Below are 26,122 nucleotides of genomic sequence, written 5' to 3'. Positions count from 1 at the left end.
ACGGTGAGCGACCCGGGTCCTTACGGCGAGTGAGGGTGCGGGTCATGCGGGAGGACATGGGTTGAGGTGACGACAAGCCTCCAGCGCCCGGTAACCGACAGAGGCCGGAGCAAGAGCGTGCGGCACGTCGACAGCTTTGAGATCCAGCCGCCGACTCCGCCGTCGCACAACGGCGTACCCCGGTCGGCGTGGGCCCGCGCCCGGCGCCGGGTCTCCCGGTGGCACCGGCCCTACATCCTGTTCCTGCTGCTGCTCGACCTCGGCGCGGCGGCTCTGGCCAGCTTCCTGGCCGTGCAGATCTTCGAGCAGGCGGCCTCCGGTTTCCGGGACGCGCCCGAAGCGTGGTTCTACACGGTCGCGTTCCTGCTGCTGCCGCTCGGCTGGGTCCTCATCCTCTGGGGCAACCGGGCGTATGACCGGCGCTACCTCGGCCTCGGCCCGGACGAGTTCAAGCGGGTGATCCGCTCGGGCGTGGCGGTCGCCGCGACCGTCTCGTTCCTCGCCTTCGCGACGAAGACCACCCTGTCCCGGTGGACCGTGGGCTTCGCGCTGCTCGGCGCGCTGCTGCTGATCCTGCTCGGCCGCATGATCGCCCGGGCCGCGCTGCACGGGCTGCGCCGCCGGTTCGGGCACGCCGGGCACCGGATGGTGCTCGTCGGCACGCTGCCGGAGTGCCTGGAGGTCTACACCACAGTCACCCGGCACCCGTCCGTCGGCCTGGTGCCGGTGGCCATCCACCTCACCGACGGGTACGCCGCCGCCCGCGGCCTGGAGACCCCGGTGCCGGTGTACGCGGGCCGCGACGTGCTGGCCCTGGTGCGTGAGGTCGGCGGCGACACCATCGCGGTCTGCGGCTCGGCCAGCGCCGAGCCGGGCGAGCTGCGCCGCCTGGCCTGGCAGTTGGAGGGCTCCGGCGTCGACCTGGTGGTCGCGCCCCAGCTCACCGACATCGCCGGCCCCCGGGTGCACATCCGCCCGATCGAGGGCCTGCCGCTGCTGCACGTCGAGGAGCCGACCCTGTCCGGGCCGGCGCTGCTGGTCAAGAACCTGATGGACCGGGTCGCCGCCGGGCTGGGCCTGCTGCTGCTGGTCCCGCTCTTCGCCGCGGTCGCGATCGCCATCCGGATCTCCGACCCCGGGCCGGTCTTCTTCCGCCAGCCCCGCGTCGGGCACGAGGGGCGGACGTTCCGGGTCTGGAAGTTCCGGACCATGTACGTGGACGCGGAGGAGCGGCTGGCCGGGCTGGTCGACCGGAACGAGACCGACGGCATGTTGTTCAAGATGAAGCAGGACCCGCGGGTCTTCCCGGTGGGCCGCTTCCTGCGGGCCTCGTCGCTGGACGAGCTGCCTCAGTTGATCAACGTGTTGTGGGGCGAGATGTCGCTCGTCGGCCCGCGCCCGCTGCCCGCCGACGACGGCGACTTCCTGGGCGACGTCCGGCGCCGGCTGCTGGTGCGGCCGGGCATGACCGGGCTGTGGCAGGTCTCCGGCCGCTCCGACCTCTCCTGGGACGAGGCGGTCCGGCTCGACCTCTACTACGTCGACAACTGGTCGCTGGCGTACGACCTGAGCATCCTGTGGCGGACCGTCGGCGTGGTGCTGGCCCGCAAGGGCGCGTACTAGCGCTACCGGGCCGGCGCCCGGCAGGATCGCTGCGTGGGTGGCAACCTCTCCGCCGTCTTCGCCGTGGTCTCGCTCGTCACCGCGTTGGCCGCAGCGCTCTGGGCAGTGCTGCGGCTGCGCGCCCGACAGGGCATCGCCACGGCGACACAGCGCGCCACGTACGAGGTGCTGCACACCGCCGGGCTGGCCGCCGAGCCGCTGCGCGCCGGCCTGACCGCTGCGGACGCGGCGAAGGCCGTACGCCATCTGCGGGCCCTGGTGGGCGCGGCCGGGCTGGCGCTGACGGACCGGGACACGCTGCTCGCCGTCGACGGGCAGGGCGCGCACCACGGCGACCAGCTGGCCGCGGCGGCCCGGCGCACTGTCGGAAGCGGGCGTTCCACCGTGCTGGGCGAGTCGGAGCTGCGCTGCGACCTGGTCGACTGCCCGGTACGCGGCGCGGTGGTGGCGCCGCTGCGCGCGGACGGGCGGGTGGTCGGCGCGCTGGTGGCGGTGGCCGGCGAGCGCCCGGCCCCGGGTCTGGTGCAGGCCACGCTGGAGACCGCGCACTGGGCGGGTGACCAGCTCGCCCTGGCCGAGCTGGAGTCGTCGCGGGAACGGCTCGCCCGGGCCGAGGTGCGCGCGTTGCGCGCCCAGATCAGCCCGCACTTCATCTACAACGCGCTCACCGCCATCGGTTCGTTCGTGCGGACCGACCCGGAGCGGGCGCGGGAGTTGATCCTGGAGTTCGCCGAGTTCACCCGCTACTCGTTCCGGGCGCACGGCGAGTTCACCACGCTCGCCGAGGAGCTGCGCTCGATCGACCGCTACCTCACCATCGAGCGGGCGCGTTTCGGCGAGCGGCTACAGGTGCGCCTCCAGATCGCCCCCGAGGTGCTGCCGGTGACGCTGCCGTTTCTCTGCCTCCAGCCGCTCGTGGAGAACGCGGTCCGCCACGGGTTGTCCCGCAAGCCGGGCACCGGCATGGTGAGCATCGAGGCCCGGGACGCGGGCGCGGAGTGTCACATCACGGTGGAGGACGACGGGGTGGGGATGGATCCGACGACGCTGACCGCCGGGATCGCCGAGGTGTCCGGCGCGGGCAGCGACCCGGCTGACGACCCGGGGCAGCACGTCGGCCTCTCGAACGTCGACGAACGGCTCCGGTCGGTCTTCGGGGACGGGTTCGGCCTGGTCGTCGAGACCGGCCTGGGCTCGGGTACGAAGGTGAGCATGCGGGTGCCGAAATTCCACCCCGGCGTACGGGTTTCCTCGTGACCACGCCCGGCACCGGGTTCCTCCGGGTGCTGGCGGTCGACGATGAGCCGCCCGCGCTGGACGAGCTGGCGTACCACCTGCGCGCCGATCCCCGGGTGGCCCGGCTGCACACGGCGGGGGACGCGACCGAGGCGCTGCGGGTGCTCCGCGACGACGACGTGGACGTGGTGTTCCTCGACATCCGGATGCCGGGGCTGGACGGCATGGAGCTGGCCCGGGTGCTGCGCCGGTTCGCCCGGCCCCCGGCGATCGTGTTCGTCACCGCGTACGACGACGGCGCGGTGGACGCGTTCGACCTGGGCGCCACCGACTACGTCCGCAAGCCGGTACGCGCCGAGCGGCTGGCCGAGTCGCTGCGCCGGGTGATCGGCGCCCGGGTGGTGCCGTCGCACCCGGCCGCGCTGGCGCGGGCGGAGGAGGATCCGACGATCCCGATCGAGCTGGCCGGCACCACCCGGATGCTGCCCCGCTCGGCGGTGCGGTGGGTGGAGGCACAGGGCGACTACGCGCGCCTGCACACGGCGGAGGGTTCACACCTGGTCCGGGTCTCGCTGGCCACGCTCGCCGAGCGCTGGGCCGATGCCGGGTTCGTCCGCATCCACCGCTCGTACCTGGTGCAGTTGCGGCTCATCGCGGAGCTGCGGCTGGTGAACTCCGGCTACGTGGTGGTGATCGACGGCTCCGAGCTGCCGGTCAGCCGGCGGCACACCCGGGAACTGAAGGACAAGCTGGTACGCGCGGCGAAGCAGGACTGGAGTCGCTGAGGGGCGGGCCGCCCGGCGGCACTGACGTACAATGTACGGCAGACCGTACGACAGGGTGGAGGACCGCATGTCCGACGACCGCTACGACGCCGCCACAGAATTCGACAGCCAACTCGACCGCCTTGTCCTGCTCGGCTATCCGGCGCTCGCCGGGCAGACCGAGGAGGCGTTCCGCACCCAGCTCACCCCGCTGCGCGACGCCGCGGTCGCCGGGACGGCCGGGCTGAGCGGCCCCACCGAGGGACGGGTGCCGTTCCTGCTGGTGACCACACGGGAACTGGTGCCGGTGCCGGAACGGATCGCGCTCACCACGCTCGCCGGCAGGCGCAAGCCCGGCGTCCTCGACCGGAACTTCCCCGCCGACGACCTGCCCGCGTTCCACCCGATCAAGGAGCTGGAGGTGCCGCCCGGCCCGGCGTACCTGCTCTTCGACGTGGACCGGGGCGAGGAGTACCGCAACGTGGCGCCGTCGGCCGCGCTGGAGGACATGACCGCGAAGGACCGGCTGCCGATCACCATCGACGAGGGCCTGGCGTTCGTCACGCTGTACCCGGCGGCGCTGGCGAGCAACAGGTGCTTCTCGCTCGTGGGCTCGCGCTGCGGCGACCGGCGGGTGCCCGCGCTGTGGATCAGTCAGGGCGCGCCGAAGCTCGGGTGGTGCTGGTTCGGCAACCCGCACACCTGGCTGGGCTCGGCGACAGCAAACCCGGTACGGGTGGGACTCGACTGACGTTGTCCACAACGACTCCGCGCCGTCCACCGGGTTTTCCACAGGCGTGAAGCGTTATCCACAGGTTGTGCACAGGGCGCATCGGCGCGCTCTTGACAATTCGGCTCAGCGGGCGAGACTGCCGGGGGTGACCGGAGCCGAGGAACAGCATCCACCGGGGCGGCCCGTCGAGGCCGTCCCGGTTCCCGGTCCGCGCGCGTCGCCGCCCGCCCCCCGGCAGCCGGACAGCCCGCAGCCGGCCGCCACGCCGAAGCGGACCCGGATCGTGCTGGCCGAGATCTCCCGGGCCGGCAGTCCGGCCGACCGCTCCCGCTCCGAACTCACCCAGCAGACCCCGGTCGGCGAGACGCTGGTGCGGGGACTGATGCGGGCGCAGCTCTCGCTCGCGCTGCGGCTCAGCCTGCTGGTGATGATCGGGCTCGGCGGCCTGCCGTGGCTGTTCGCCATCGCGCCCTCGGTCGGCCGGGTCACGGTGCTCGGGGTCAACCTGCCGTGGCTGCTGCTCGGGGTGGTCTCCTTCCCGTTCCTGATCGTGGTCGGCTGGGCGTACGTGCGGCTGGCCGAACGCAACGAGCAGGACTTCGTCGACCTGATCCGACGGCCGGAACGCTGATGTCCAACGGGTACGTGGTCCCGGCGATCGTCGCCGTCACCCTGGTCACCGTCGGCATCGGCTTCTACGGGCTGCGGCTGGCCCGGACCACCTCGGACTTCCTGGTCGCGTCCCGGTCGGTGAGCCCGACCTGGAACGCCGCCGCGATCGGCGGCGAGTACCTGTCGGCGGCGAGCTTCCTGGGCGTCGCCGGGCTGATCCTCAAGTACGGCGTGGACGTGCTCTGGTACCCGGTCGGCTTCGCCGCCGGATATCTCGCGCTGCTGCTGTTCGTGGCCGCGCCGCTGCGCCGCTCCGGCGCGTTCACGCTGCCCGACTTCTGCGAGGTGCGGCTCGGCTCGCGGCGGCTGCGGACGCTCGCCACCGTCTTCGTGATCTTCATCGGCTGGCTCTACCTGGTGCCGCAGTTGCAGGGCGCCGGGCTGACGCTGGCCACGCTGACCGGCTCGCCGTACCCGCTCGGCGCGCTGCTGGTCGCCGTGGTGGTGACCGCGAACGTGGCGCTGGGCGGCATGCGGGCGATCACGTTCGTGCAGGCGTTCCAGTACTGGCTGAAGCTCACCGCGCTCGCCGTACCCGCGATCTTCCTGGCGTTGCAGTGGCAGGCCGACGCCCGTCCGGCGGTGACCCCGCCCGACGGGCCGACGTTCCGGACCGCGACCACCGTCGTGGTCGAGCACCGCGCGACGCTCACCCTGCCCGACGGCGACATCCGGGAGGTACGCCCCGGCGACCGCCTGGAGTTCGCCGCCGGTGACCCGGTGCCGGAGGTGTCCGGCGCGGCGACCGGCCCCACCGAGTGGCTGCTGCCGGACACCGCGGGCGAGAACGACAGAGGGCTGTTCGCCACGTACTCGCTGATCCTGGCCACGTTCCTCGGCACGATGGGCCTGCCGCACGTGCTGGTCCGCTTCTACACCAACCCCGACGGGGCCGCCGCCCGCCGCACCACGCTGGTGGTGCTGGCGCTCGTCGGCGTCTTCTACCTGCTGCCCACCGTGTACGGCGTGCTGGGCCGCATCTACACGCCACAACTGCTGGTCAGCGGTCAGACCGACGCGGTGGTGGTGCTGCTGCCCGGGGCGGCGCTCGGCGACGGCACGACCGGTCGGCTGCTCGCCGCGCTGGTCGCGGCCGGCGCGTTCGCGGCGTTCCTGTCCACCTCGTCCGGCCTGCTCACCAGCGTGGCCGGGGTGATCTCCACGGACGTCCTGGGTCGCGGCTCGGTACGCGGCTTCCGGCTCGCCACGGTGATCGCCGGCGTGGTGCCGGCGGTGCTCTCCCTGAACGTCTCCGGGCTCGACGTGTCGCAGGTGGTGGGGCTGGCGTTCGCGGTGGCCGCGTCCAGTTTCTGCCCGCTGCTGGTGCTCGGCATCTGGTGGCGCGGCCTGACCGACCTGGGCGCCGCCGCCGGGGTGCTGGTCGGCGGCGGCGCGGCGGTCGGCGCGGTCCTGCTCACCGTGCTGGGCCCGCCGCTGACCGGCTGGCCGGCGACGCTCACCACACAGCCGGCCGCGTGGACGGTGCCGCTGGCGTTCGCGGTGATGGTGCTCGTCTCCATGGCCAGCCGGCGGCGCCTCCCGCGTGACGTCGGCGCCACCATGCTCCGCCTGCACACCCCGGAGTCGCTGCGGTTGTAAGGCGGGGCCCCGCTCGCGCCGGCCCCGCCTCACATCCGCGCACCAGTCAGCAGGTGTCGGTGCCGGCGCACAGCCGGTTCGCGACCGCCCGGGCCAGCCGACGTGCCTCGGTGGGCGTGGTCTGGCGATCGACGAACAGCTGCGTCACCAGGTCACCCTGCCGGACGACCAGCCACCGGGCGGGCGTGCCCTCACTCTCGCTGCCCACCAGCAGGCCGTCGTCCCCGCCGAGCGAGTCGGCCAGGATCGACACCGAGTCACCCGGCCGGTTCGGCTCGCAGTCGGTCGCCAGTCGCCGGACGCGCCGCATGACCTCGGCGGCGGAGGTGCCGGAGTGCCGGGTGATCCGCTGGACGACCGAGCCGCCGGACGCGTGGAACGCCACCTCCCGGATCGCCACCTGGTTCACGTCCAGGTCCGGTGCCGGGTTCGCGCAGAGCATGCTCACCGTCTGCAGGGACCAGTCGCCGTCGGTGTCCGTCGACATCCTGAAGCCGGCGGGCAGGTCGGCGAGCTGGAGCGTCGCCGCCGCCGGAATCGTCCGGCTCGGCTGACGGCTGGTCGAGCCGCCGCCGATGGTGTCGGACGGCCGTCCGGTGGTGCGAGTCGGCGTCGGCGTCCCGCTCTCGGACGGCTCGGCCGACGGCGTGGAACTCGGCGTGGGCGCCGGCGTCGGCGTGATCGGTTCGACCGTCGCCGGAGGTACCGGTGGCGGGGCGGCGTCCGGACGGGCCAGCACCACCCCGGTCGCCACGACCGCGACGGCGACAGCGGCGGCCAGGCCGGCCGCGAGCTGGGTACGCCGGGCGCGCTGCCGGCCCCGGCGGCGCACCTGCTCGGTGGGCGCCCAGATCAGGTCCTCGGTGTCCTGATAGAGGTCGGAGAAGATCGGGTCAGGCATTGCGGACCTCCTCCGGAAGGGTCACGTCGAGCAGGGCGGCGAGGGCCTTACGCCCCCGGGCGAGACGGGCCTTGACGGTGCCGCTCGGCACGCCGATCTGCGCCGCGATCTCCGCGACCGACAGGTCGGCCAGGTGGTAGAGGACGATCGCCTGCCGCTGGTCGGCCGACAACTGTCGCAACGCGGTGACCAGCGCGACCGTGTTCTCGGAAGGTGGTTTGACGGGAGGTGGCGGCCCGTGCCGCCGGTAGGCGACGACGCTGTTGCGGACCTTCCGCCACCGGTTGACCAGCAGACGGTGCCCGACGGTGCGCACCCACGCCTCCGGGTCGTCGTACGTGCCGACCTGGGACCAGCGCTGCCAGGCCCGCGCGTACGCCTCCTGCGCGGCGTCCTGGGCTTCGCTCCGGTCGCCGCCGAGCGCGTACAGCACCGTCACCACGCGTTGTCTGCTGTTCCGGTAGAACTCCTCGAACCCACTGTCCGGATCCATCTCTCTCCCCGCTGCCGTTCGTACGCCTGACACCCCCCGCCGTGGTCGCCGGTTGCACGCCGTCGGCGATCCGACTCGTACCTCTCAGGGATGAGGCGGGATCATCCTGCCGTCCGAGCAGCCGTTGGGCGGGGACCGATACGGTCGGACCATGACCGACCAGCACCCGGCGCTCTCCCTTCGTGGCTTGGCCAAGCGCTTCGACACCAAGGTCGCGGTGGCGGGCGTCGACCTCGTCGTGCCGACCGGCTCGTTCTACGGCCTGCTCGGACCGAACGGGGCCGGCAAGACCACCACGCTCTCCATGGCCGTCGGCCTGTTGCGGCCCGACGCTGGTGAGGCGCGGGTGCTCGGGTACGACGTCTGGGCCGACCCGGTACGCGCCAAGAGCCTGCTCGGCGTGATGCCGGACGGCGTACGCCTCTTCGACCGGCTGAGCGGGGCGGAGCTGCTGGCGTACCACGGTCTGCTGCGCGGCATGGACCCGGCGGTGGTCGACCAGCGGGCGGCGGAGCTGCTCGACGTGCTGGCGCTCTCCGACGCCGGGCGCACGCTCGTCGTCGACTACTCGGCCGGCATGAAGAAGAAGATCGGCCTGGCCTGCGCGCTGCTGCACGGCCCGCGCCTGCTGGTGCTGGACGAGCCGTTCGAGGCGGTAGACCCGGTCTCGGCCGCGCTGATCCGGGACATCCTGCACCGGTACGTCAGCGGCGGCGGCACGGTGATCTTCTCCAGCCACGTGATGGAGGTGGTCGAGCGGCTCTGCTCGCACGTGGCGATCCTGGCCGACGGCCGGATCACGCGGGTCGGCACGCTCGCCGAGGTGCGCGGCGACCGGTCGCTGGAGGACGTGTTCGTGGAGGTCGTGGGCGGCCGGACCGCCACCGGCGAGGAGCTGTCGTGGCTGTCCCGGTGACCGTCCCCGAGCGGCCGGCCCGGCGCGTGTCGTCCCGGCACTTCGTCCGGCTCAAGCTGCGGGTGCTCGGCAACAACTTCCGGGGCCAGAAGTGGCGGATCGCGCTGTTCGTGCTGGGCCTGCTGCTCGGGCTCTGGTTCGCCGCCGTCGGCTTCTTCCTGCTGGCCACGCCGGGCCTGGCCGACGAGCCCCGGTACGCCCTGATGGTGGCCGCCTTCGGCGGTGGCCTGCTCACGCTCGGCTGGCTGCTCCTGCCGCTCGTGTTCTTCGGCGTGGACGAGACGCTCGACCCGGCCCGCTTCGCGCTGCTGCCGCTGTCCCGCCGCACCCTGGTCACCGGCCTGCTCGCCGCCGCCCTGGTCAGCGTGCCCGCGCTGGCGACGGCGCTCACCGCGGCCGGTCTGGTGGTCACCGCCGGTCTGCTGGGCGGCTGGTCCGCCGCCCTGGTCGGCGCGCTCGGCGTGGTCGCCGGGCTGCTGGTCTGCCTGGCCGGGGCCCGCGCGCTGACCAGCGCGTTCGCCACGATGCTGCGGTCCCGCCGGGTACGCGACCTGGCGGCCGTGCTGCTCGCCGTACTGGCCGCCCTGCTCGGGCCGTTGCAGCTGCTCGTGTTCGCCGCGGTGCGGCAGACCGACTGGGACCGGCTGGACGGCGTGGCCCGGGTGGTCGGCTGGACGCCGTTCGGCGCGCCGTGGACGGCCGGCATCGACGTGGCCGAGGGCCGGGCCGGCGCGGCGGTGGCGAAGCTGCTGATCGCGGTCGCGACGCTCGGCGTACTCCTGCTCTGGTGGTCGCGGTCGCTGGAGTCGGCGATGGTGGGCACCGCGAGCAGCGGCCCCGCGCGGACGCCGCGCGGCGTGGCCGGCGGCGCGGTGGCGCAGTTGTTCCCCCGCGCGATGGGCTGGGCGCGGCGGGACCGGTTCGGGGCGCTCGTCGCCCGCGAGTGCCGCTACTGGTGGCGGGACGCCCGCCGCCGGGCCAACCTGATCACCGTGGCCGTGGTCGGTGTGTTCGTGCCGCTGATGGTCAACCTCGGCGGGCCCGCGTTCCTGTCCGAGGGTGGCGCCGCGGTCGAGCAGGCCACCGCCGACTCGTCGCCGGCGCTGGTGAGCCTCACCATGATCTTCGTCGGGGCGCTCGCCTCGCTGACGCTCGCCAACCAGTTCGGCTTCGACGGCAGCTCGTACGCCGCGAACCTGGTCGCCGGTGTGCCCGGGCGGGTGGAGCTGCGGGCCCGGATGGCCGCGTTCTCGATCTACGTGGTGCCGATGCTCGTCGTGATCGCTGTGGCGCTGGCGCTCGTGCTGGGGCGTCCCGCATGGCTCGGCGTGATGGGCGGCGCGTTGTTCGCCGCGTACGGCTGCGGGCTGGCAATCAACGGGTTCGTGTCGGTGCTCGGCGCGTACTCGCTGCCCGAGTCGAGCAACCCGTTCGCCATGAACAGCGGCGCGGGGTTCACCAAGGGCCTGCTCACGCTGGTCTCCATGGTCGCCTCCGCGATGACGGCGGTGCCGTTCGTGGTGGCCGCCGCGCTGCTCGGCGACGTGTGGCTGTGGCTGGCGCTGCCGATCGGGCTGGCGTACGGGGTGGGCGCGGCGCTGCTCGGCGCGTATCTTGCCGGGGACACATTGGATCGCCGGCAGCCGGAGCTGCTGGCCACCGTCACCCCGAGGCGCTGATGCCGGTCGTCGAGGCGGTCACCACGGTCCCGGTCCCCCCGGAGCTGGCGTTCGCGGTCTCCCAGACCACCGCGCCGGTGCGGTACCGCTGGGATCCGTTCGTCCGCGAGCAGCACTTCGTCGACGGCGCGACGCGGCCCGGCCGGGGCGTGCAGACGTACACCCGTTCCCGGCACGGCCTGGTCATGGTCAGCGAGTACGTCTCCTGGTCACCGCCGACGAACGTCGGCATGAAGATGGTGCGCGGGCCGTGGTTCTTCGAGCGGTTCGGCGGCGGATGGCGCTTCGCGCCCGGACCGGAGCCCGGCACCACGATCGCGACGTGGCGGTACAACTTCCGCTGTCGGCCGGCGTTCCTGCGCCCGGTGGCCGAGCGGATCGGGGTGTGGCTTCTCGGGCGCGACATCCGGCGCCGGATCGCCGGGTACGCGGACGGCTGCGCCGACCCGGAGGTGCTGGCCGCCGCCCGCCGGTTGCTCGCCGACGACTGATCCGCGCGTCTCGGGCCGCCGTCAGGCGGTACGGCGCATCGCCGCGTAGACGTTATGGCCGTCGCCGACGCTGGTCATGGCGACCAGCTCCCAGCCGTAGTTGGACAGGTGCTCGACCGCCTCCATCAGCGGCTGGTACGCCCGGCGACCCCAGGTGTTGTTCGCCCGGACCAGCAGGTGCCGGTGTGGATAGGCACGCAGGTCGACCTGGCCGCCGAGGACGGCATCGGCGGCGACGACCCGTTCCTGGGCGAGCTGCTGCGGGGGGATGAGATTCATGCCGGCAGGGTAGGGCGTTCCGTCGAACCCCGCCCGCTGGCGGACGGCACAATGTTTCACGTGAATCCAGAGCCGGGCGCCCAGATCCATTCCACCGATCCGTTCGCGGCGCCGGCCGGGCAACGCTCGCCGGTACGGCGGCTGCGCGGCCGGCTGGCCGCCCCGGTGACGCTCTGGACCGCGCCCGGGCCGGCCGGGCTGACCGTCTCGTCCACGCTCGTCGCCGAGGGGGAGCCGGACCGGCTGCTCGGGCTGATCGATCCGGAGTCGGACCTGTGGGCCGCGGTCGAGGAGGCCGGGCGGTTCGCGGTCGCCCCGCTGGGCCCGCCTCACCGGCAGCTCGCCGACCGCTTCGCCGGCCTGTTCCCGTCGCCCGGCGGCCTGTTCGCCCTCGACGCCTGGACCGAGACGCCGTACGGCCCGGTGCCGGCGGACGCCGGCGGCTGGGCGGGGTGCCGGCTCGACACCGCCCGCGAGTACGGCTGGGGCCTGCTGGTCGAGGCCACCATCGAGTCGGTCGACCTCCCCGCGGACACCCTCCCCTTGCTGCACTACCGCGGCCGCTACCGCGAACTGACCGACTGACCCGCCCCGCCCGGCCCCCGCCCGGCCTCGGCCCGGTCCAGCCCGTCGATCATGAAGTTGACCGCGTTCGGCGTCCGATTTGTCGCCGTCAACTTCATGATCGTCGCTGAGGGCGCGCGGGCGCGGGCACTTTCCGTTCGGAAAGAGCGCGGGGGTGACCGGTTAGCGGAGTGACGTGGGTCACTCGGCGCAGCCGGGGCACCGTTCGGCGCAGCCGCTCGCCGCCGGGCGGCGGAGCCTTCCCGGGCGGGGAGCGCGCTCTTTACCGTGCGCGAAACTCCCCCACGCCTGCGAAGGTGGTGATCCACAGATGTCCACGGACACACCCGCGTCCGCGCCCGCCGAGTCGGCGGCGGAACGGTACCTCGCCGTCCAGCGGTCCGACGAGTTCGCCGGGTTGCGGCGCGCGCTGCGCGGCTTCATCTTCCCGATGACCGTCGCGTTCTTCCTGTGGTACGCGCTCTACGTCATCCTCTCCGCGTACGCGCGGGGATTCATGGGCACGAAGCTGATCGGCAACATCAACGTCGCCCTGATCTTCGGCCTGCTCCAGTTCGTCTCCACGTTCCTCATCGCCTGGCTCTACTCGCGGTTCGCCAACCGCCGGATCGACCCGGTCGCCGACCGGATCCGCGACGAGATCGGGGAGGTGACCCATGAACACGGTCCTCGCGGCTGAGGCGGGCAGCACCACCGCCCGGAACCTCACCATCACGCTGTTCCTGGTCTTCGTCGCGATCACGCTGGCGATCACCGTCTGGGCCAGCCGGCAGACCAAGACCGCCACCGACTTCTACGCCGGCGGCCGGTCCTTCTCCGGCTTCCAGAACGGCATGGCGATCGGCGGCGACTACATGTCGGCGGCGTCCTTCCTGGGCATCGCCGGCATCATCGCGCTCTACGGCTACGACGGCTTCCTCTACTCGATCGGCTTCCTGGTCGCCTGGCTCGTGGCGCTGCTGCTCGTGGCCGAACTGCTGCGCAACTCCGGCCGGTACACGATGGCCGACGTACTGGCGTTCCGGATGCGGCAGCGGCCGGTCCGGACCGCGGCGGCGGTCTCCACCATCACCGTCTCGATCTTCTACCTGCTGGCCCAGATGGTCGGCGCCGGCGCGCTCGTCGCGCTGCTGCTCGGCATCAAGCCGGGCACCACCTTCCTCGGCATGGACGCCGACACCGCCAAGGTCGCCACGATCATCATGGTCGGCGCCCTGATGATCATCTACGTGACGGTCGGCGGCATGAAGGGCACCACCTACGTGCAGATCGTCAAGGCGTTCCTGCTGATGGGCGGCGCGCTGGTGATGACGCTGCTGGTGCTCGCCAAGTACAAGTTCAACCTGTCGTCGCTGCTCGGCGACGCGGCCGACGCCTCGGGCAAGGGAGCGGCGTTCCTCGAACCCGGGCTGCGCTACGGCGTGGAGACACCCGGCGACGCGCTGAAGACGTTCTACAGCAAGATGGACCTGCTCTCGCTGGGCATCGCGCTGGTCCTCGGCACGGCCGGCCTGCCGCACATCCTGATCCGCTTCTACACCGTGCCGACCGCGCGGGCGGCCCGCAAGAGCGTGCTCTGGGCGATCGGCATCATCGGCTCGTTCTACCTGCTCACCCTGGCCCTCGGCTTCGGCGCGGCGGCGATCGTCGGCGGGCAGGCGATCACCGAGCAGGACAAGGCCGGCAACACGGCCGCGCCACAGCTGGCCGAGGCGCTGGGCGTGGACTTCCTCGGCGGGAACCTGGGCGGCGCGACACTGCTGGCGATCATCGCGGCGGTCGCGTTCGCCACGATCCTCGCCGTGGTCGCCGGGTTGACGTTGGCGTCGTCGTCCAGCCTTGCGCACGACTTCTACGCCAACGTGATGAAGAAGGGTGAGGCGTCGGAGCGGCAGGAGGTGAACGTCGCCCGGATCTCCGCGCTGGGGATCGGCGCGGTCTCGATCGTCCTGTCGATCTTCGCGCAGAACCTGAACGTGGCGTTCCTGGTCGCGCTGGCGTTCGCGGTCGCCGCCTCGGGCAACCTGCCGGCGATCCTCTACAGCCTGTTCTGGAAGCGGTTCAACACGTCGGGCGCGGTCTGGGCGATCTACGGCGGCCTGCTCTCCGCCGTGCTGCTGGTCTTCTTCTCGCCGGTCGTGTCCGGCGCGCCGACGGCGATGTTCCCCGACCACGACTGGCACTGGTTCCCGCTGTCGAACCCGGGCATCATCTCGATCCCGTTCGGCTTCCTGTGCGGCTGGCTCGGCACGATCCTGTCCAAGGAGAGCGACGAGGAGAAGTACGCGGAGCTGGAGGTGCGCTCGCTCACCGGAGCCGGCGCGCACTGATCAGCACGTCGAGCGGGGCCCCTGCCGTACGCGGGGGCCCCGCCTCGCGTGTATAGGCTGATCGCCATGAAGGTCGCTCCCCGCTTCGGTAGCGGACACCGCATCCTGGTCACCGGCGGCGCCGGTTTCGTCCCGTCCCACCTGGTCGACCGGCTCGTCGAGCGCGGCTGCACGGTCGTGGTGCTGGACAACTTCGTCACCGGGTCCAAGGAGAACGTGGCCCACCTGCTGGACAAGCCGACCTTCACGCTGGTCGAGGCGGACATCTCCGACGGCCTGCCGCAGCACCCGGCGATGACGGAGCGGTTCGACGCGATCCTGCACATGGCGTCCCCGGCCAGCCCCACCGACTTCGAGAAGCTGCCGGTGGAGATCCTCCGGGTGGGCTCGGTGGCCACGCTGGCGCTGCTGGAGCGGGCCACCGACGACGGCGCGCGGTTCCTGATGGCCTCCACCTCCGAGGCGTACGGCGACCCGAAGGAGCACCCGCAGCGGGAGACGTACTGGGGCAACGTCAACCCGATCGGCATCCGGAGCGTCTACGACGAGGCGAAGCGCTTCTCCGAGGCGGCCACCATGGCCTACCACCGCAGCCGGGGCACCGACACCGCGATCGTGCGGATCTTCAACACGTACGGCCCGCGGATGCGCCCGGACGACGGCCGGGCCATCCCGACCTTCATCTCCCAGGCGCTGCGCGGCGAGCCGATCACCGTGCACGGCACCGGCAACCAGACCCGCTCGATCTGTTACGTCGACGATCTGGTGCGCGGCATCCTGCTGCTGCTCGACTCGACGCAGACCGGGCCGATCAACTGCGGCACCGAGCACGAGATGTCGATGCGGCAACTGGCCGAGACGATCGTGTCACTCACCGGAAGCACGTCCGAGGTGAGCTACATCACTCGCGCCTCGGACGACCCGGAGATGCGCCGTCCGGACCTGACTCTCGCCCGCGAACTGCTGGGATATGAGCCGAGCGTCACTCCCGAAGACGGACTCGGGCGCACGATCGAGTACTTCCGCGGGCGGCTCGGGTACTGAACCCGCCCGGCACGCGGCTGACATCGGCGCGCGTACGAGGGCGTCGGTGGCCCGGCCGACCTACCCTCGGTTACATGTCAGCGACCTCGTCTGCCGGCGCTCCGTTCCCGCACCACCTCAACCGGGACGCGGGCCGCGCTTCGGTTCCCGGCTCCGGCCGGGGCGCCACCGGGCGCGCCCGCACCTCGGATGCCCGCTGGTACCCCCCGCACGACGAGGCGCCCCGCTCGGGCCGTACCGGCGGTCCCGTGGGGCCGACCGGACCCGGCGGTCCGGGCGACGGCGGCCCGGGTGGCCCGGGCCGGCGCGGCCCGCGGCCCCGCTGGGGACGCATCGGCCTGGTGGCCGGTGTCGTGGTGCTGGTGCTGGCGCTGCTCGGCGGCCTCGGGGCCTGGTTCTACGCCCGCAACCTCGACGACGACCTGGCCCGTACGGACCCGTTCGCCGGGATCACCGGCGGGCGCCCGGCCAAGCAGGTCGACGGCGCGTTCAACATCCTGCTCGTGGGCAGCGACTCGCGGGACCCGGACGCCCCGGTCGACGGCTCCGGCAAGTGGCGCGCGGACACCGTGATCGTCATGCACATCCCGGCCGACCACAAGCGCGCCTACCTGGTCTCGGTGCCGCGTGACCTGTACGTGCCGATCCCGGAGAGCGCCGGCGCGTCCTGCGACTCGGGTTCCCGCAACAAGATCAACGCCGCGTTCGCGTTCGGCGGCCTGCCGCTCGCGGTGAAGACCGTCGAGTGCTTCACCGACGTACGGATCGACCACGTCATGGCCATCGACTTCGGCGGCTTCAAGGAGGTCACCGACGCCCTGGGCGGGGTCGACCTCAAGGTGGAGCGGACCATCACCTCGATCCACAAGCCGTACCGGACGTTCACCAAGGGCGTGAACCACATGAACGGCGCCGAGGCGCTGGACTGGGTCCGGCAGCGCAAGCAGTTCCCGGACGGCGACTTCGCCCGGATGCGGCACCAGCAGGAGTTCCTGAAGGCGCTGATGGACAAGGCGGCGAGCACCGGGACGCTCACCAACCCGAAGAAGCTGAACGACTTCCTCAAGGCGGTGACCGCCGCCGTCACGGTCGACCAGGGATTCTCGTTGACCGACATGGCAGTGCAGTTCCGCAGTCTGCGAGGCGAGAACCTCACGTTCGTCACCAGCCCGCACCTGGGCGGCCAGACCATCGACGGCCAGTCGGTGGTGGTCTCCGACCGGGAGAAGGCGCTGGCGATGTACAAGGCGATCGCCGCGGACCGGATGGCCGAGTGGATGCAGGCCAACCAGAAGGGTTCGGGCGACAACGCGGGCGGCTGACGCCGGCACGGCATGACCGGTAACGAGCGATAGGGCCTCGCCCCACGGAGGCCAACAGCCGACCGGCTCCTTACCCCTGCCCGTTCGGCCACAACCCGAGAACGTGGGCCGGTATTGATGGGAATTGCCGCCCTACGAGGTCGCGAGAACGGGAACAGATACGTAAAGTGGTCCCGCCCCCGATCACCGAGCTGGAGCACGCATGTCGGTCCAGACCAGCCGTCGCCCGCAGTCACCGGCACCCGGATCATCCGGGCGGGTCCCTCCGGTCATCCCCACACAGCCCGGTTCCGGCGGTCGCGGTCCCGGTGGTGGCAAGAAGAAGCGCACCAAGCGCAAGGACCCGCTCTGGGCGAAGCTCACGCTGGTGCTCGGCGCCGTGCTGATGGTTACCAGTGGTGTCGCGATCGTCGGCAGCAAGGCGGTCATCGGCCAGGCCACCGACAACATCGCGCAGCGCAACCTGCTCGGCGGGGCGGGCAAGAGCGAGGCCGAGGGCGGCAACAGCCTTGAGGGCCCGATCGACATGCTGCTGCTCGGTGTGGACGCCCGCGAGCGCTGGGCCGCCGACGACGTCCGGTCGGACACGATCATCATCCTGCACATCCCGGCCAGCCACGACCAGGCGTACCTGATCTCGATCCCCCGGGACACCGAGGCGCGTATCCCGGCGTTCGAGAAGAGCGGCTACAAGGGCGGCACCGACAAGATCAACGCGGCCTTCTTCCACGGCGCCCAGAACGGCGGCGGCTGGGAGGGCGGCGCCCAGTTGATGGCCAAGACGATCAAGTCGATGACCGGGATCGGCTTCGACGGCGCCGCGATCATCAACTTCGGCGGCTTCAAAAGCGTGATCGACGCGCTCGGCTCGGTACGCATCTGCGTGAGCCACGAGGTCAAGTCGCACCACATGTCGTACGTCGACGGCAAGGCGATGTGGAACGCGGACGCGAAGAAGACCGGTAAGCCGTACAAGGCAGTGGTGCACAAGAAGGGCTGCCGGGAGATGGAGGGCTGGGAGGCGCTCGACTACTCCCGCCAGCGCTACGGACTGCCGAACAGCGACTACGACCGGCAGCAGAACCAGCAGCAGCTGATCAAGGCGATGGCCAAGAAGGCCACCCAGGGTGGCATGCTGACCAACCCGATCAAGCTGAACTCGCTGATGAAGGCGGCCGGCAAGGCGTTCGTCCTGGACACCGGCGGCGTACCGATCGCGGACTTCATCTTCACGCTGAAGAACCTCAACGGGAACGACCTGGTCACCCTGCGGACCAACGGAGGGACGTTCGCCGGCAACAACAACGGCCGGGAGACGTTCAACGAGACGACCATGGACATGTTCCAGGCGGTCAAGAACGACAAGCTGGCCGACTTCGTGATCTCCAACCCGGACGTCCTCTCCACCCGTAAATGACCTGCTGACCTGCGCGAAAGCGCCATCCGGTCGGCCGATCCCCCCGTAGCCTGACGTGAGCGGGTCTCATGTCGCGGCTACGGGGGGATCGTCACGTCCAGGCCAGCACGGAACCGACGCGGGCGGGGTGCACCCGCCCGCTGGGCACGGTTCCTGCTCGGCGCCGGACTCGTCCTGGTCCTGCTCGCCGCGCTCGGCGTGGCCGGGCTGAACTGGCTCACCCACCGCTACGACCGCACCGTCGCCAAGGAGCAACTGCTCGACCCGGACGCCCGGAAGAAGCGGACAGACCTGGACGGCGCACTCAACTACCTCCTGATCGGCTCCGACCACCGGCCCGGCGCGAACCCCGAGGACCAGCGCTCGGACAGCATCCTGATCGTGCACGTGCCGGCCGGCATGCGGCAGGCGTACCTGATCTCCGTACCCCGCGACCTGCTGGTGGCGCTCCCAGCGGTGCCCGGCTTCCCCGGCGGGCAGGACAAGGTCAACGCCGCGTACGAGCACGGCGGCGGGGGCGAGGGCGGCGCCCGGCTGCTCAGCGCTACCCTGAGCCGGCTCACCGGCATCCGCTTCGACGGGGCCGCGCTCGTCGACTTCTCCGGCTTCAAGCAGGTGATCGACCAGCTCGGCGGCATCCGGATGTGCGTGGACACGCCGGTGCGCTCGATCCACACCCGGCACCAGTTCGACGCGGGCTGCCAGCAGATGGACGGGGCCCGGACGCTCGACTACGTGCGGCAGCGCTACGACCTGCCCGGCGGCGACTTCGACCGGCAACGGCACCAGCAGCAGATGCTCCGGGCGGTGCTCGACCGGGCCGGCGAGACGCGCCTGCGCACCGACCCGGTCAAGCTGGACCGGGTGCTGCGCGCGGCCGGCGGGGCGCTGACCGTGGACACCAACGGCGTACCCCTGGACGAGCTGCTCTTCGCGCTGCGCGGGCTGCCCGCGGACGCCCTGCGCGGGGTTCAGATCCCCTCCTACCCGCAGACCATCGACGGGATCTCGTACGTGGTGCTGGACAACGGGAGCGGCGGGCTCTTCGCCGCGCTGCGCGACACGCACGTACCGGAATGGGCCGGCGCGAACCCGCGCTGGGTCAACCGGCTGTGAGCGGTTCGGGCGACTAGGCTTGGTGACCGTGTTCGGAGCCCCGCTACCCAGCGTCCCCGCGTCGGCCGTGCCCGACGACATCTACCTGCTCGACGTCCGCGAGGACGACGAGTGGGCCGCCGGTCACGCGCCGGCCGCCCATCACCTGCCGATGACCGAGCTGCCCGCTCGCATCGCCGAGATCCCGCAGGACCGCGACGTGGCGGTGATCTGCCGCTCGGGTGGCCGCTCCGCCCAGGTCGTCGGCTACCTCATGCGCAACGGCTGGGACCAGGTGCGCAACGTCGAGGGCGGGATGGGCGACTGGGCCGTCGCCGGCCGCCCGGTGGTCACCGACGACGGACAGCCGGGCCGGGTCGCCTGAGGCGGTCATGACCGTCCCTCTGGTCTTCGCCCACCGCGGCGCCTCGTACGACCTGCCGGAACACACGCTCGCCGCCTACCTGCGCGCCATCGAGGAGGGCGCGGACGGGCTGGAGTGCGACGTCCGGCTGACCCGTGACGGGCACCTGGTCTGCGTGCACGACCGCCGGCTGGACCGGACCAGCAACGGCAGCGGGCTGGTCAGCGCGCGGACGCTCGCCGAACTCGACGCGCTCGACTTCGGCTCCTGGCACCGGGCCGCGACGCCCGCCGAGGACGACGCGCCGCTGGACGAGTCGCACACCCGGCTGCTCACGCTGGAGCGGCTGCTCGACGCGGTGCTCGACGCCGGGCGGCCGGTCCGGCTGCTGATCGAGACCAAGCACCCCTCGCGTTACCGGGGCGAGGTCGAGCGCCGCCTGGTCGCGCTGCTGCGCCGGTACGGGCTGGACGAGCCCCGCCCGGGGCATCGCGTCCAGGTGACTGTGATGTCGTTCTCGCCGCTGGCCGTACGCCGGGTCCGGGAACTCGCCCCGGCGCTGCCCACGGTGCTGCTGCTGGAGGTGCTGCCGCGCCTGCTGCCGCTGGGCCGGCTGCCGTTCGGCAGTCGGATCGCCGGTCCCGGAGTGAGTCTGGTCCGGGCCCGGCCGCGGCTGGTCCCGGCGCTGCGCGCGGCCGGCAACGCGGTGTACGTCTGGACGGTCAACGAGCCGGAGGATCTGGAACTCGTGCTGGAAGCCGGCGTGGACGGGGTGATCACGGACCGGCCGGCCCACGCGCTGGCCCGGTTGGGCCGATGAGTCCGGTCGATCGGTATCGGGCACGGTCGACCGGCCGGGGGTGTCCGGGAGGGCTGCCGCGCGGCACACTCGGGACATGCCGGAGCGAACCGACTACCCCGCCCTCATCGCCGGCCACACGACCGTGATCAACATGATCAACTCGGGAGAGTCCGGCCCCGCCGTGCTCAACCGCCTGCTCCACGAGATCGCACCGGCGGTGGGCGCGGCCGGCCTGGTCTTCGTGGAGTTCACCCCGGCCGGCGGACGGGTCATCGCGGCGACCGGCCGCGCCGAGTTCGTGCTCGGCCGGCCGCTGCCCGCCACCGACCCGGCCACCGTCTGCCTGCTCGCCGGGCCGCCGGTGCGGGAGGTCCGGGTCGACGCGATCCCGGGCGCGCTGGCCGACGAGGTGGCCGGCCGGGGCCTCTGCCGGATGATCGTGGCGCGTGCCGAGATCGGCGGGCTCACCGTCGGCAGCCTGCACGCGCTCTACCCGCTGGGCGAGCCGCTGGAGCCCGCGCAACGCGCCGTGATCGGCTACGTGGCCGCGTGCGTCGCGCACATGTACGGCGACCAGACCGGTCTGCCGGTGCACGGGGACGGCCCGGTCGTGGCGGCGCTCGCCGACGGGCTGGCCGTGGTGGACCGCGACGGGCGGATCCGGCTCTGGAACCCGGCGGCGGCCGAGGTGACCGGCCGCCCGACGGAGGAGGCGCTGAGCCGCCCGCTGCCGTTCCCGCTGCCGCCGCCGGGTCAGGTGCTCGACCACCGGATGCCCGACGGCCGCTGGCTGCGGATCACCTCCGGCGAGCTGCCCGGCCCGAACGCGCTGCGCGTGGTCACCTTCCGCGACATCACCGACCAGCAGCGGCGCGACCACGACCGCGACCTCTTCGTGGCGGTGACCAGCCACGAGCTGCGCACCCCGGTGACCGTGATCAAGGGGTACGCGGACACCCTCACCGACCACTGGGACTCGCTGAGCGACGACGACCGGCGGCAGGCCGCGCGGATCATCGGCCAGCGCGCGAACGAGCTGGCCCGCCTGGTCGACAGGCTGCTGACCGCCGCCACCGAGAACCGCCCCGGCGGCGAGCCGGCCGCGCCGTTCGACCTGGTCGACGCGCTGCGCGCCGCGGTGACCCACCTGCCGGCCGACATCCGGCACCGGGTCGTGCTCGACCTGCCCGCCGACCTGCCCAAGGCGCTCGGCGACCGGCACAGCCTCGCCACAGTGCTCACCGAGCTGGGCACCAACGCCGGGAAGTACTCACTCCCGGACACCCCGATCGAGGTCACCGCGGAGGCGAACGAACGGACCGTCTCGTTCCGGGTCGCCGACCGGGGCATCGGCATCCGCCCGGAACACGTGGAGCGGGCCTTCGACCGGTTCTGGCAGGGCGAGTCCGGTGACCGCCGGCGGTATCCGGGCGCGGGGCTCGGTCTCTATCTCGTCCGCCAGATCGTTGAACAGCAGAATGGATGGGTATCCCTCCGGCCAAGAGCCGGTGGCGGTACGGTCGCAGAGGTGCGGCTGCCGCGGGGTTGACCCGGCGCTCGCAGACGGGGAAGGAACGACGTGTCGACTGGTCCGCCCGAGCGGTCGTGGTGCGTGGTGGTGCCTCACGACCCGACCGGCGCGCGCCTGGCCCGGCACCGGCTCGCCGACGAGCTGACCGGCGTCGTACCCCCGGTTCTGCTGGCCGACCTGGTCGCGGTCCTCGCCGAGCTGGTCGGCAACGCGGTCCGGCACGCCGAGGCGTTGCCCGGCGGCGTGGTCCGGGTCGCCTGGCGACTGCGGGTCACCGAGCAGGGGCCGAGCGTCCAACTCCGGGTCACCGACGGCGGTTCCGGCGCCGGCCCGTGCATGCGGGCCGCCTCGCCGGACGCGGCCGACGGGCGCGGGCTGCACATCGTCGCCGGGCTCGCCAGTGGCTGGGGCGTGGAGCGGGACGGCCTGGGCCAGAGTGTCTGGGCGCGGTTCGACCCGGTCCCGGCGCACCGGACGGATCTGGTCGCGGCTGGCTGAACGCACGGGCAGGCGGGTCCTGCCCCCGCCCGCGCGGCCCGGCATCTAGGCTGTCTCGCCATGAGCAAGCGTCGGAAGAACCAGCGGGTCGGCGAGAGCACGCCCAAGCGGGAGAAGGTGCGCGACGTCTTCGTGCCCCGGCCGTTCGAGGGCCTGGTCGACGAGCCGGAGTGGATCGCCCTGCGCGAGCTGGTCCCGGCCGCGTCCGCGCCGCTGCGGCTCACCCCGGAACTGATCGAGGAGTACGGCGACCGGCCGGTCACGCTGGCCACCGTGCTGCCGATGGCCGCCCCGGCGATGACCAAGCCGGACGGGCGCGTCTTCATCGGTCTGCAGCGGCACCAGCAGTCCGGTGACGTCTCCCGGGACCTGGCCGACGCGCTGATCTCCGCGCTGCGTACCGAGCCGGGCGGTCAGGTGAGCGTGGCGCCGCTGCCCGGCCCGGGTCCCCGTCTCCAGGACATCCTGGTGGACGGCCCGCTGGAGATCAGCATGCACGACGGGTTCGACTTCTGGCTCGACCCGGGCGCCGCCGACGACCCGAACGTGCAGGCGTCCCTGGAGCGGGCCAACTCGGCGATCTACCCGACCGTGAAGCTGGCCGCCGCGCGGGCCGCGTACTGGTGCCAGGTGACGGAGAAGGCCCACGTGCGGATGGTCCTGCCGGAGGACGAGGACGCCGCGCTGGACGCCCTGTCCCGGCTCGGCGCGGCCGGCACGCTGACGCTCGGCGACGACACGAAGTTCGCGGGCATGTTCCGGGCGCACGGGCGCCTCGCGCCGGTCTGGGACCTGCCGGAGGACACCCCGGCCGCCGAGTGGGAGGCGCCGCTGGCGGAGTTCGCCAAGCGTTACGCCGAGGCGGTCGCGGAGCAGGCGCCGCTGGACGCGGCGGGCCGCCGGTCCCGGCAGGGTCTGCTCGGCCGCCAGCTGACGCTGCGCTGACGGTTCCGGGAGTCAGGCGGGGTCCGGAACCCCGCCTTTCTCCCGCACCAGCGGGCAGGACATGCACCGCGGGCCGCCCCGGCCGGAGCCCAGCTCCGAGCCGGCGATGGCGATCACCTCGATGCCGGCGCGCTCCAGTTGCGCGTTGGTCTCCACGTTGCGCTCGTACCCGACGCAGAGCCGGGGCGCGAGCGCGAGCGTGTTGTTGCCGTCGTCCCACTGCTCGCGTTCGGCGGTGACCGGGTCGAGGCCGGTGTCGATGACCCGGAGCTGGTCGAGGTCCATCGCGTCGGCGGCGGCCCGCAGGAACGGCGCCGGGCCGTCGACCCGCAGGTCGTCGCCGTCCGCGCCGGCGATCACCGTGTACGCGGACAGTTCGTTGGCGATGTTCGGGTACATCAGCACGGCGTCGGTGTCGACCATCGTGCAGACCGTGTCCAGGTGCATGGTGGCGCGTTCCTGCGCGATCGGGACCACCAGGATGGTGTGTGCCAGGCCGGCGGCGAACACCTGCCGGGCCAGCCGTTCCGCGCCGGCCGGGGTGGTGCGTTCGCCGACGCCGACGGCGAGCACGCCCGGGGCGAGCAGCAGCACGTCGCCGCCCTCCAGATGCTCCAGCCGGGGGTGGTAGACGAACTCGGTGCCGACGAAGCGGGGATGGTAGCGGTAGATCGCGTCGGTGAGCGTGGTCTCCCGCCGCCGCGCCGGCATGGCCAGGCTGGTCACCCCGACCCGGTCCCCGATCCACACCGACGAGTCTCGGGTGAACAGCAGGTTGGGCAGCGGGTCGATGACGAAGTCGTGCCGGTCCATGAGGGTCCACACCAGACCGCCGGGACGGTCGCCGCCGATCCGCAGCTCCTCGTGGGCGAGCCCGGCGGTCAGCACGTCGGCCAGCCCGGCCGGGTCGAGGTACGTCAGGTGGTCGGCGACCCGGCGTCGCAGGGTGTGGCCGAGCCGGCGGGACCGCAGCACCTGCTCGGTCAGTTCGGCCCGGGCGTCCGGCACGGCGAGTGTCTCGGCGAGCAGGTCGGCCAGGTAGAGCACCTCGACTCCGCGGGACCGCAGCGCCGCCGCGAACGCGTCGTGCTCCTCCTGCGCCCGTCCCACCCATGGGATAGCGTCGAACAGCAACGAGTCGTTGTTGCGTGGGGTGAGGCGGGCGAGTTCGGGCCCCGGGCGGTGCAGCAACACCGTCCCGAGCCGGGCGACTTCGCTGTCCACATAGTGGGTCACCCCCGCAGCCTAGGGCAGGCATACGCACCATCCGGAAAAGAAGGGTGGATGAATATGGCATTCATCCGCACTCACTCCGGCGCCCCGGCTTGCCGAGCCCCCGGGTGCGCAACGTAGGGTAGTGGAGACATAACTTCGAGAGACCTTTTGCCGGAGGTCGCGATGACTGTCTTTCCCGCTCGTCGAGCCGTACCGAGCAGGGCACTGCCGCCCCGCTCGGTGCCGCACACCCGGGTCGAGCCCACCTCGGTGCTCGAACCGGCCCGACCGACTCCACTGGAGTGGGCCCGGCGTCGCCGGGCGGAGCGGGGGGCCCGCCGGTTGGAAGCCGCCGGGGCCCGCGCCCTCGGCCAGCTCGACCATCTCGGGCCCGCCTGGCACGTCATCGAGTGGCCCCGGACGGACCCGGCCGACATGCTGTTCGACCGCGTCCGCGACGACCGGGCCGGGTTCCTGGCGATCGGCCCGAGCGGCCTGTTCGCTGTCACCATCGCCGACCACGGCCGCGCGCGGGTGCTCGTCGCCGGTGACGTCGTGCAGATCAACGGCAAGCGCCCGCCCTACGTGGCGGAGGCGCGCCGGGACGCCAAGCGGGCCAGCAAGGCCCTCTCCGACGCGGTCGGCCTGCCGATCCCGGTCACCCCGGTGCTGACGTTCGTCGGCTCCGGGGTGATCAGCGTCTACGGGCTGCCGAAGGACTGCCTCATGGCCACCCACCGGGAGCTGGACCGCCTGCTCGTGGCCGGTGGAAACCGGATCAGCCCGGCCACCGCCGAGAAGCTCTCCCGCGTCGCCCAGGCGCCGTCGACGTGGTTCAACGGCACGTACCGTCCAACCGCCGACTACCGGTGGTACGACGAGGGCCGAACGGCCGCTGACAAGCGGGCCGCCCGCCGGTAACGTCTCCGGCGACGCCACGCGGCCCCCGGCTCCGCCCCCGACTGGTTCCGTCGGTCCGCGTCGTCGCCGGCCGCCCGGCAGCCGATGCTCCCGCCGCACCGACCGGCTAGCGTGGACAGACCGTCGGTGTACATAGGAGGCGCGGTGGCCCACGTCGAACTCTCACTCTCGGACGTGTTCGCGCCCCCGGCGAGCTCCACCGAGCAGGAGTCCGACAACTTCGGGCAGTGGTCCGGCATGGTCTCCCGGGCCGCCGAGCCGTGCCTGCTGATCGACGCCGGCACCACAGTCGTGGCGATCTCCTCGTCCGGCTGCGCGCTGCTCTGCCTGGGCGCCCCGGAGGACGTGATCGGCCTGCCGCTGCTGGAGGGCGGCCTGCGCCTGGTGGACTTCACGGCCAGCCCGAGCGAGCTGACCGAGCAGGAGACCGACAAGATCCCGCCGCTGCTCGCGCTGCACTCCGGGCGACTCGCCCGGGGTCTGCTCCGCGTGCAGGGGCCCAACTCCGACGCCGGTCGCACCGTCGACGCGATCTCCACCCCGGTGCTCACCGACGGCGTGGTGGCCGGCTCGCTCACCTTCCTCTCCGCGGTCTGACCGGCACGCTTCCACCCGGGCCCGGCCTCCTCCTACGATGGGCTCGACCCCCGTACGACGACATCCCTCG

27 protein-coding genes are annotated in these 26,122 nt (G+C 72.4%); 23 read left to right on the top strand and 4 right to left on the bottom strand.

Annotated features, from left to right (window positions below):
- The first annotated feature begins 117 nt into the window (after window positions 1-117).
- The 6 genes from ACSDG8_RS17850 to ACSDG8_RS17825 all read left to right on the top strand — a co-directional run bounded on the left by ACSDG8_RS17850 (window position 118) and on the right by ACSDG8_RS17825 (window position 6,627).
- Window positions 118-1,623: a sugar transferase gene (locus ACSDG8_RS17850; protein ID WP_210895381.1), complete on the top strand. Its 1,506-nt coding sequence runs from the start codon at window positions 118-120 to the stop codon at window positions 1,621-1,623.
- A 33-nt stretch (window positions 1,624-1,656) separates the two neighbouring features.
- A complete protein-coding gene (locus ACSDG8_RS17845) occupies window positions 1,657-2,880 on the top strand; it encodes a histidine kinase (RefSeq protein WP_210895380.1) in 1,224 nt (407 codons plus the stop codon).
- The gene (locus tag ACSDG8_RS17840; RefSeq protein WP_073831082.1) at window positions 2,877-3,644 is read left to right on the top strand and encodes a LytR/AlgR family response regulator transcription factor; all 768 of its coding nucleotides are present in this window, start codon (window positions 2,877-2,879) and stop codon (window positions 3,642-3,644) included. The genes ACSDG8_RS17845 and ACSDG8_RS17840 overlap by 4 nt, the downstream gene beginning before the upstream one ends.
- Before the next feature lie 67 nt (window positions 3,645-3,711).
- Window positions 3,712-4,374, top strand: coding sequence for a DUF5701 family protein (locus ACSDG8_RS17835; RefSeq protein WP_247678761.1), 663 nt, complete (start codon window positions 3,712-3,714; stop codon window positions 4,372-4,374).
- A 262-nt stretch (window positions 4,375-4,636) separates the two neighbouring features.
- The gene (locus ACSDG8_RS17830; protein WP_210895479.1) at window positions 4,637-4,987 is read left to right on the top strand and encodes a hypothetical protein; all 351 of its coding nucleotides are present in this window, start codon (window positions 4,637-4,639) and stop codon (window positions 4,985-4,987) included.
- Entirely contained in the window at window positions 4,987-6,627 is a 1,641-nt protein-coding gene (locus tag ACSDG8_RS17825; RefSeq protein ID WP_210895377.1) for a sodium/solute symporter, read from the top strand. Before ACSDG8_RS17830 ends, ACSDG8_RS17825 begins: the two co-directional genes overlap by 1 nt.
- 46 nt (window positions 6,628-6,673) lie before the next feature.
- On the opposite strand, the gene ACSDG8_RS17820 is transcribed toward ACSDG8_RS17825, so the two are convergent.
- Entirely contained in the window at window positions 6,674-7,528 is an 855-nt protein-coding gene (locus tag ACSDG8_RS17820; RefSeq protein WP_210895376.1) for a hypothetical protein, read from the bottom strand.
- Complete coding sequence (locus ACSDG8_RS17815) at window positions 7,521-8,021, bottom strand: SigE family RNA polymerase sigma factor (protein WP_210895375.1); 501 nt, start codon at window positions 8,019-8,021, stop codon at window positions 7,521-7,523. The genes ACSDG8_RS17820 and ACSDG8_RS17815 overlap by 8 nt, the downstream gene beginning before the upstream one ends.
- A 151-nt stretch (window positions 8,022-8,172) precedes the next feature.
- Here ACSDG8_RS17815 and ACSDG8_RS17810 point away from each other — a divergent pair, with 151 nt between their 5' ends.
- Genes ACSDG8_RS17810 through ACSDG8_RS17800 form a run of 3 tightly spaced genes read left to right on the top strand, consistent with a single transcriptional unit; the run spans window position 8,173 to window position 11,107 of the window.
- Window positions 8,173-8,937 carry an ABC transporter ATP-binding protein gene (locus ACSDG8_RS17810; protein WP_210895374.1) on the top strand — a complete coding sequence of 255 codons (765 nt, stop codon included), beginning with the start codon at window positions 8,173-8,175 and terminating at the stop codon, window positions 8,935-8,937.
- Entirely contained in the window at window positions 8,922-10,616 is a 1,695-nt protein-coding gene (locus ACSDG8_RS17805) for an ABC transporter permease (RefSeq protein ID WP_210895373.1), read from the top strand. Before ACSDG8_RS17810 ends, ACSDG8_RS17805 begins: the two co-directional genes overlap by 16 nt.
- Entirely contained in the window at window positions 10,616-11,107 is a 492-nt protein-coding gene (locus tag ACSDG8_RS17800) for an SRPBCC family protein (protein ID WP_210895372.1), read from the top strand. The genes ACSDG8_RS17805 and ACSDG8_RS17800 overlap by 1 nt, the downstream gene beginning before the upstream one ends.
- Before the next feature lie 21 nt (window positions 11,108-11,128).
- On the opposite strand, the gene ACSDG8_RS17795 is transcribed toward ACSDG8_RS17800, so the two are convergent.
- Window positions 11,129-11,386, bottom strand: coding sequence for a hypothetical protein (locus tag ACSDG8_RS17795; RefSeq protein ID WP_210895371.1), 258 nt, complete (start codon window positions 11,384-11,386; stop codon window positions 11,129-11,131).
- Window positions 11,387-11,437: 51 nt separating this feature from the next.
- On the opposite strand from ACSDG8_RS17795, the gene ACSDG8_RS17790 reads away from it, so the two are divergent.
- The 12 genes from ACSDG8_RS17790 to ACSDG8_RS17735 all read left to right on the top strand — a co-directional run bounded on the left by ACSDG8_RS17790 (window position 11,438) and on the right by ACSDG8_RS17735 (window position 23,319).
- The gene (locus ACSDG8_RS17790; protein ID WP_210895370.1) at window positions 11,438-11,971 is read left to right on the top strand and encodes a flavin reductase family protein; all 534 of its coding nucleotides are present in this window, start codon (window positions 11,438-11,440) and stop codon (window positions 11,969-11,971) included.
- 310 nt (window positions 11,972-12,281) lie between these two features.
- Complete coding sequence (locus ACSDG8_RS17785) at window positions 12,282-12,650, top strand: DUF485 domain-containing protein (RefSeq protein WP_210895369.1); 369 nt, start codon at window positions 12,282-12,284, stop codon at window positions 12,648-12,650.
- A complete protein-coding gene (locus tag ACSDG8_RS17780; protein ID WP_210895368.1) occupies window positions 12,628-14,301 on the top strand; it encodes a solute symporter family protein in 1,674 nt (557 codons plus the stop codon). The genes ACSDG8_RS17785 and ACSDG8_RS17780 overlap by 23 nt, the downstream gene beginning before the upstream one ends.
- A gap of 66 nt (window positions 14,302-14,367) precedes the next feature.
- Window positions 14,368-15,345, top strand: coding sequence for an NAD-dependent epimerase/dehydratase family protein (locus tag ACSDG8_RS17775; RefSeq protein ID WP_439427062.1), 978 nt, complete (start codon window positions 14,368-14,370; stop codon window positions 15,343-15,345).
- Window positions 15,346-15,419: 74 nt separating this feature from the next.
- Entirely contained in the window at window positions 15,420-16,667 is a 1,248-nt protein-coding gene (locus ACSDG8_RS17770) for an LCP family protein (RefSeq protein ID WP_210895366.1), read from the top strand.
- 202 nt (window positions 16,668-16,869) lie between these two features.
- Window positions 16,870-18,084: an LCP family protein gene (locus ACSDG8_RS17765; protein WP_210895365.1), complete on the top strand. Its 1,215-nt coding sequence runs from the start codon at window positions 16,870-16,872 to the stop codon at window positions 18,082-18,084.
- A gap of 198 nt (window positions 18,085-18,282) precedes the next feature.
- Window positions 18,283-19,200, top strand: a complete 918-nt coding sequence (locus tag ACSDG8_RS17760; RefSeq protein WP_307856243.1) for an LCP family protein — start codon at window positions 18,283-18,285, stop codon at window positions 19,198-19,200.
- A 28-nt stretch (window positions 19,201-19,228) separates the two neighbouring features.
- Entirely contained in the window at window positions 19,229-19,564 is a 336-nt protein-coding gene (locus tag ACSDG8_RS17755) for a rhodanese-like domain-containing protein (RefSeq protein WP_210895364.1), read from the top strand.
- A gap of 7 nt (window positions 19,565-19,571) precedes the next feature.
- Complete coding sequence (locus tag ACSDG8_RS17750; RefSeq protein WP_210895363.1) at window positions 19,572-20,363, top strand: glycerophosphodiester phosphodiesterase; 792 nt, start codon at window positions 19,572-19,574, stop codon at window positions 20,361-20,363.
- Between the two features lie 76 nt (window positions 20,364-20,439).
- Window positions 20,440-21,894 carry a sensor histidine kinase gene (locus ACSDG8_RS17745; protein ID WP_210895362.1) on the top strand — a complete coding sequence of 485 codons (1,455 nt, stop codon included), beginning with the start codon at window positions 20,440-20,442 and terminating at the stop codon, window positions 21,892-21,894.
- Window positions 21,895-21,924: 30 nt separating this feature from the next.
- Complete coding sequence (locus tag ACSDG8_RS17740; RefSeq protein WP_210895361.1) at window positions 21,925-22,374, top strand: ATP-binding protein; 450 nt, start codon at window positions 21,925-21,927, stop codon at window positions 22,372-22,374.
- Between the two features lie 60 nt (window positions 22,375-22,434).
- A complete protein-coding gene (locus ACSDG8_RS17735) occupies window positions 22,435-23,319 on the top strand; it encodes a DUF5926 family protein (protein ID WP_210895360.1) in 885 nt (294 codons plus the stop codon).
- 12 nt (window positions 23,320-23,331) lie between these two features.
- On the opposite strand, the gene ACSDG8_RS17730 is transcribed toward ACSDG8_RS17735, so the two are convergent.
- Window positions 23,332-24,555, bottom strand: a complete 1,224-nt coding sequence (locus tag ACSDG8_RS17730; RefSeq protein ID WP_210895359.1) for an arginine deiminase — start codon at window positions 24,553-24,555, stop codon at window positions 23,332-23,334.
- A 162-nt stretch (window positions 24,556-24,717) separates the two neighbouring features.
- Here ACSDG8_RS17730 and ACSDG8_RS17725 point away from each other — a divergent pair, with 162 nt between their 5' ends.
- Together ACSDG8_RS17725 and ACSDG8_RS17720 are read left to right on the top strand one after the other, a co-directional pair.
- Window positions 24,718-25,455, top strand: a complete 738-nt coding sequence (locus ACSDG8_RS17725) for a hypothetical protein (RefSeq protein ID WP_210895358.1) — start codon at window positions 24,718-24,720, stop codon at window positions 25,453-25,455.
- A gap of 144 nt (window positions 25,456-25,599) precedes the next feature.
- On the top strand, window positions 25,600-26,052 hold the full coding sequence (locus tag ACSDG8_RS17720) for a hypothetical protein (protein WP_210895357.1): 453 nt from the start codon (window positions 25,600-25,602) through the stop codon (window positions 26,050-26,052).
- Window positions 26,053-26,122 lie beyond the last annotated feature (70 nt).

This window comes from Micromonospora sp. LA-10, assembly GCF_051853095.1.
GTDB lineage: Bacteria > Actinomycetota > Actinomycetes > Mycobacteriales > Micromonosporaceae > Micromonospora > Micromonospora echinospora_A.
The sequence above is the reverse complement of the archived record's forward strand: the minus strand, read 5'-3'. Positions and strand labels throughout refer to the sequence as shown.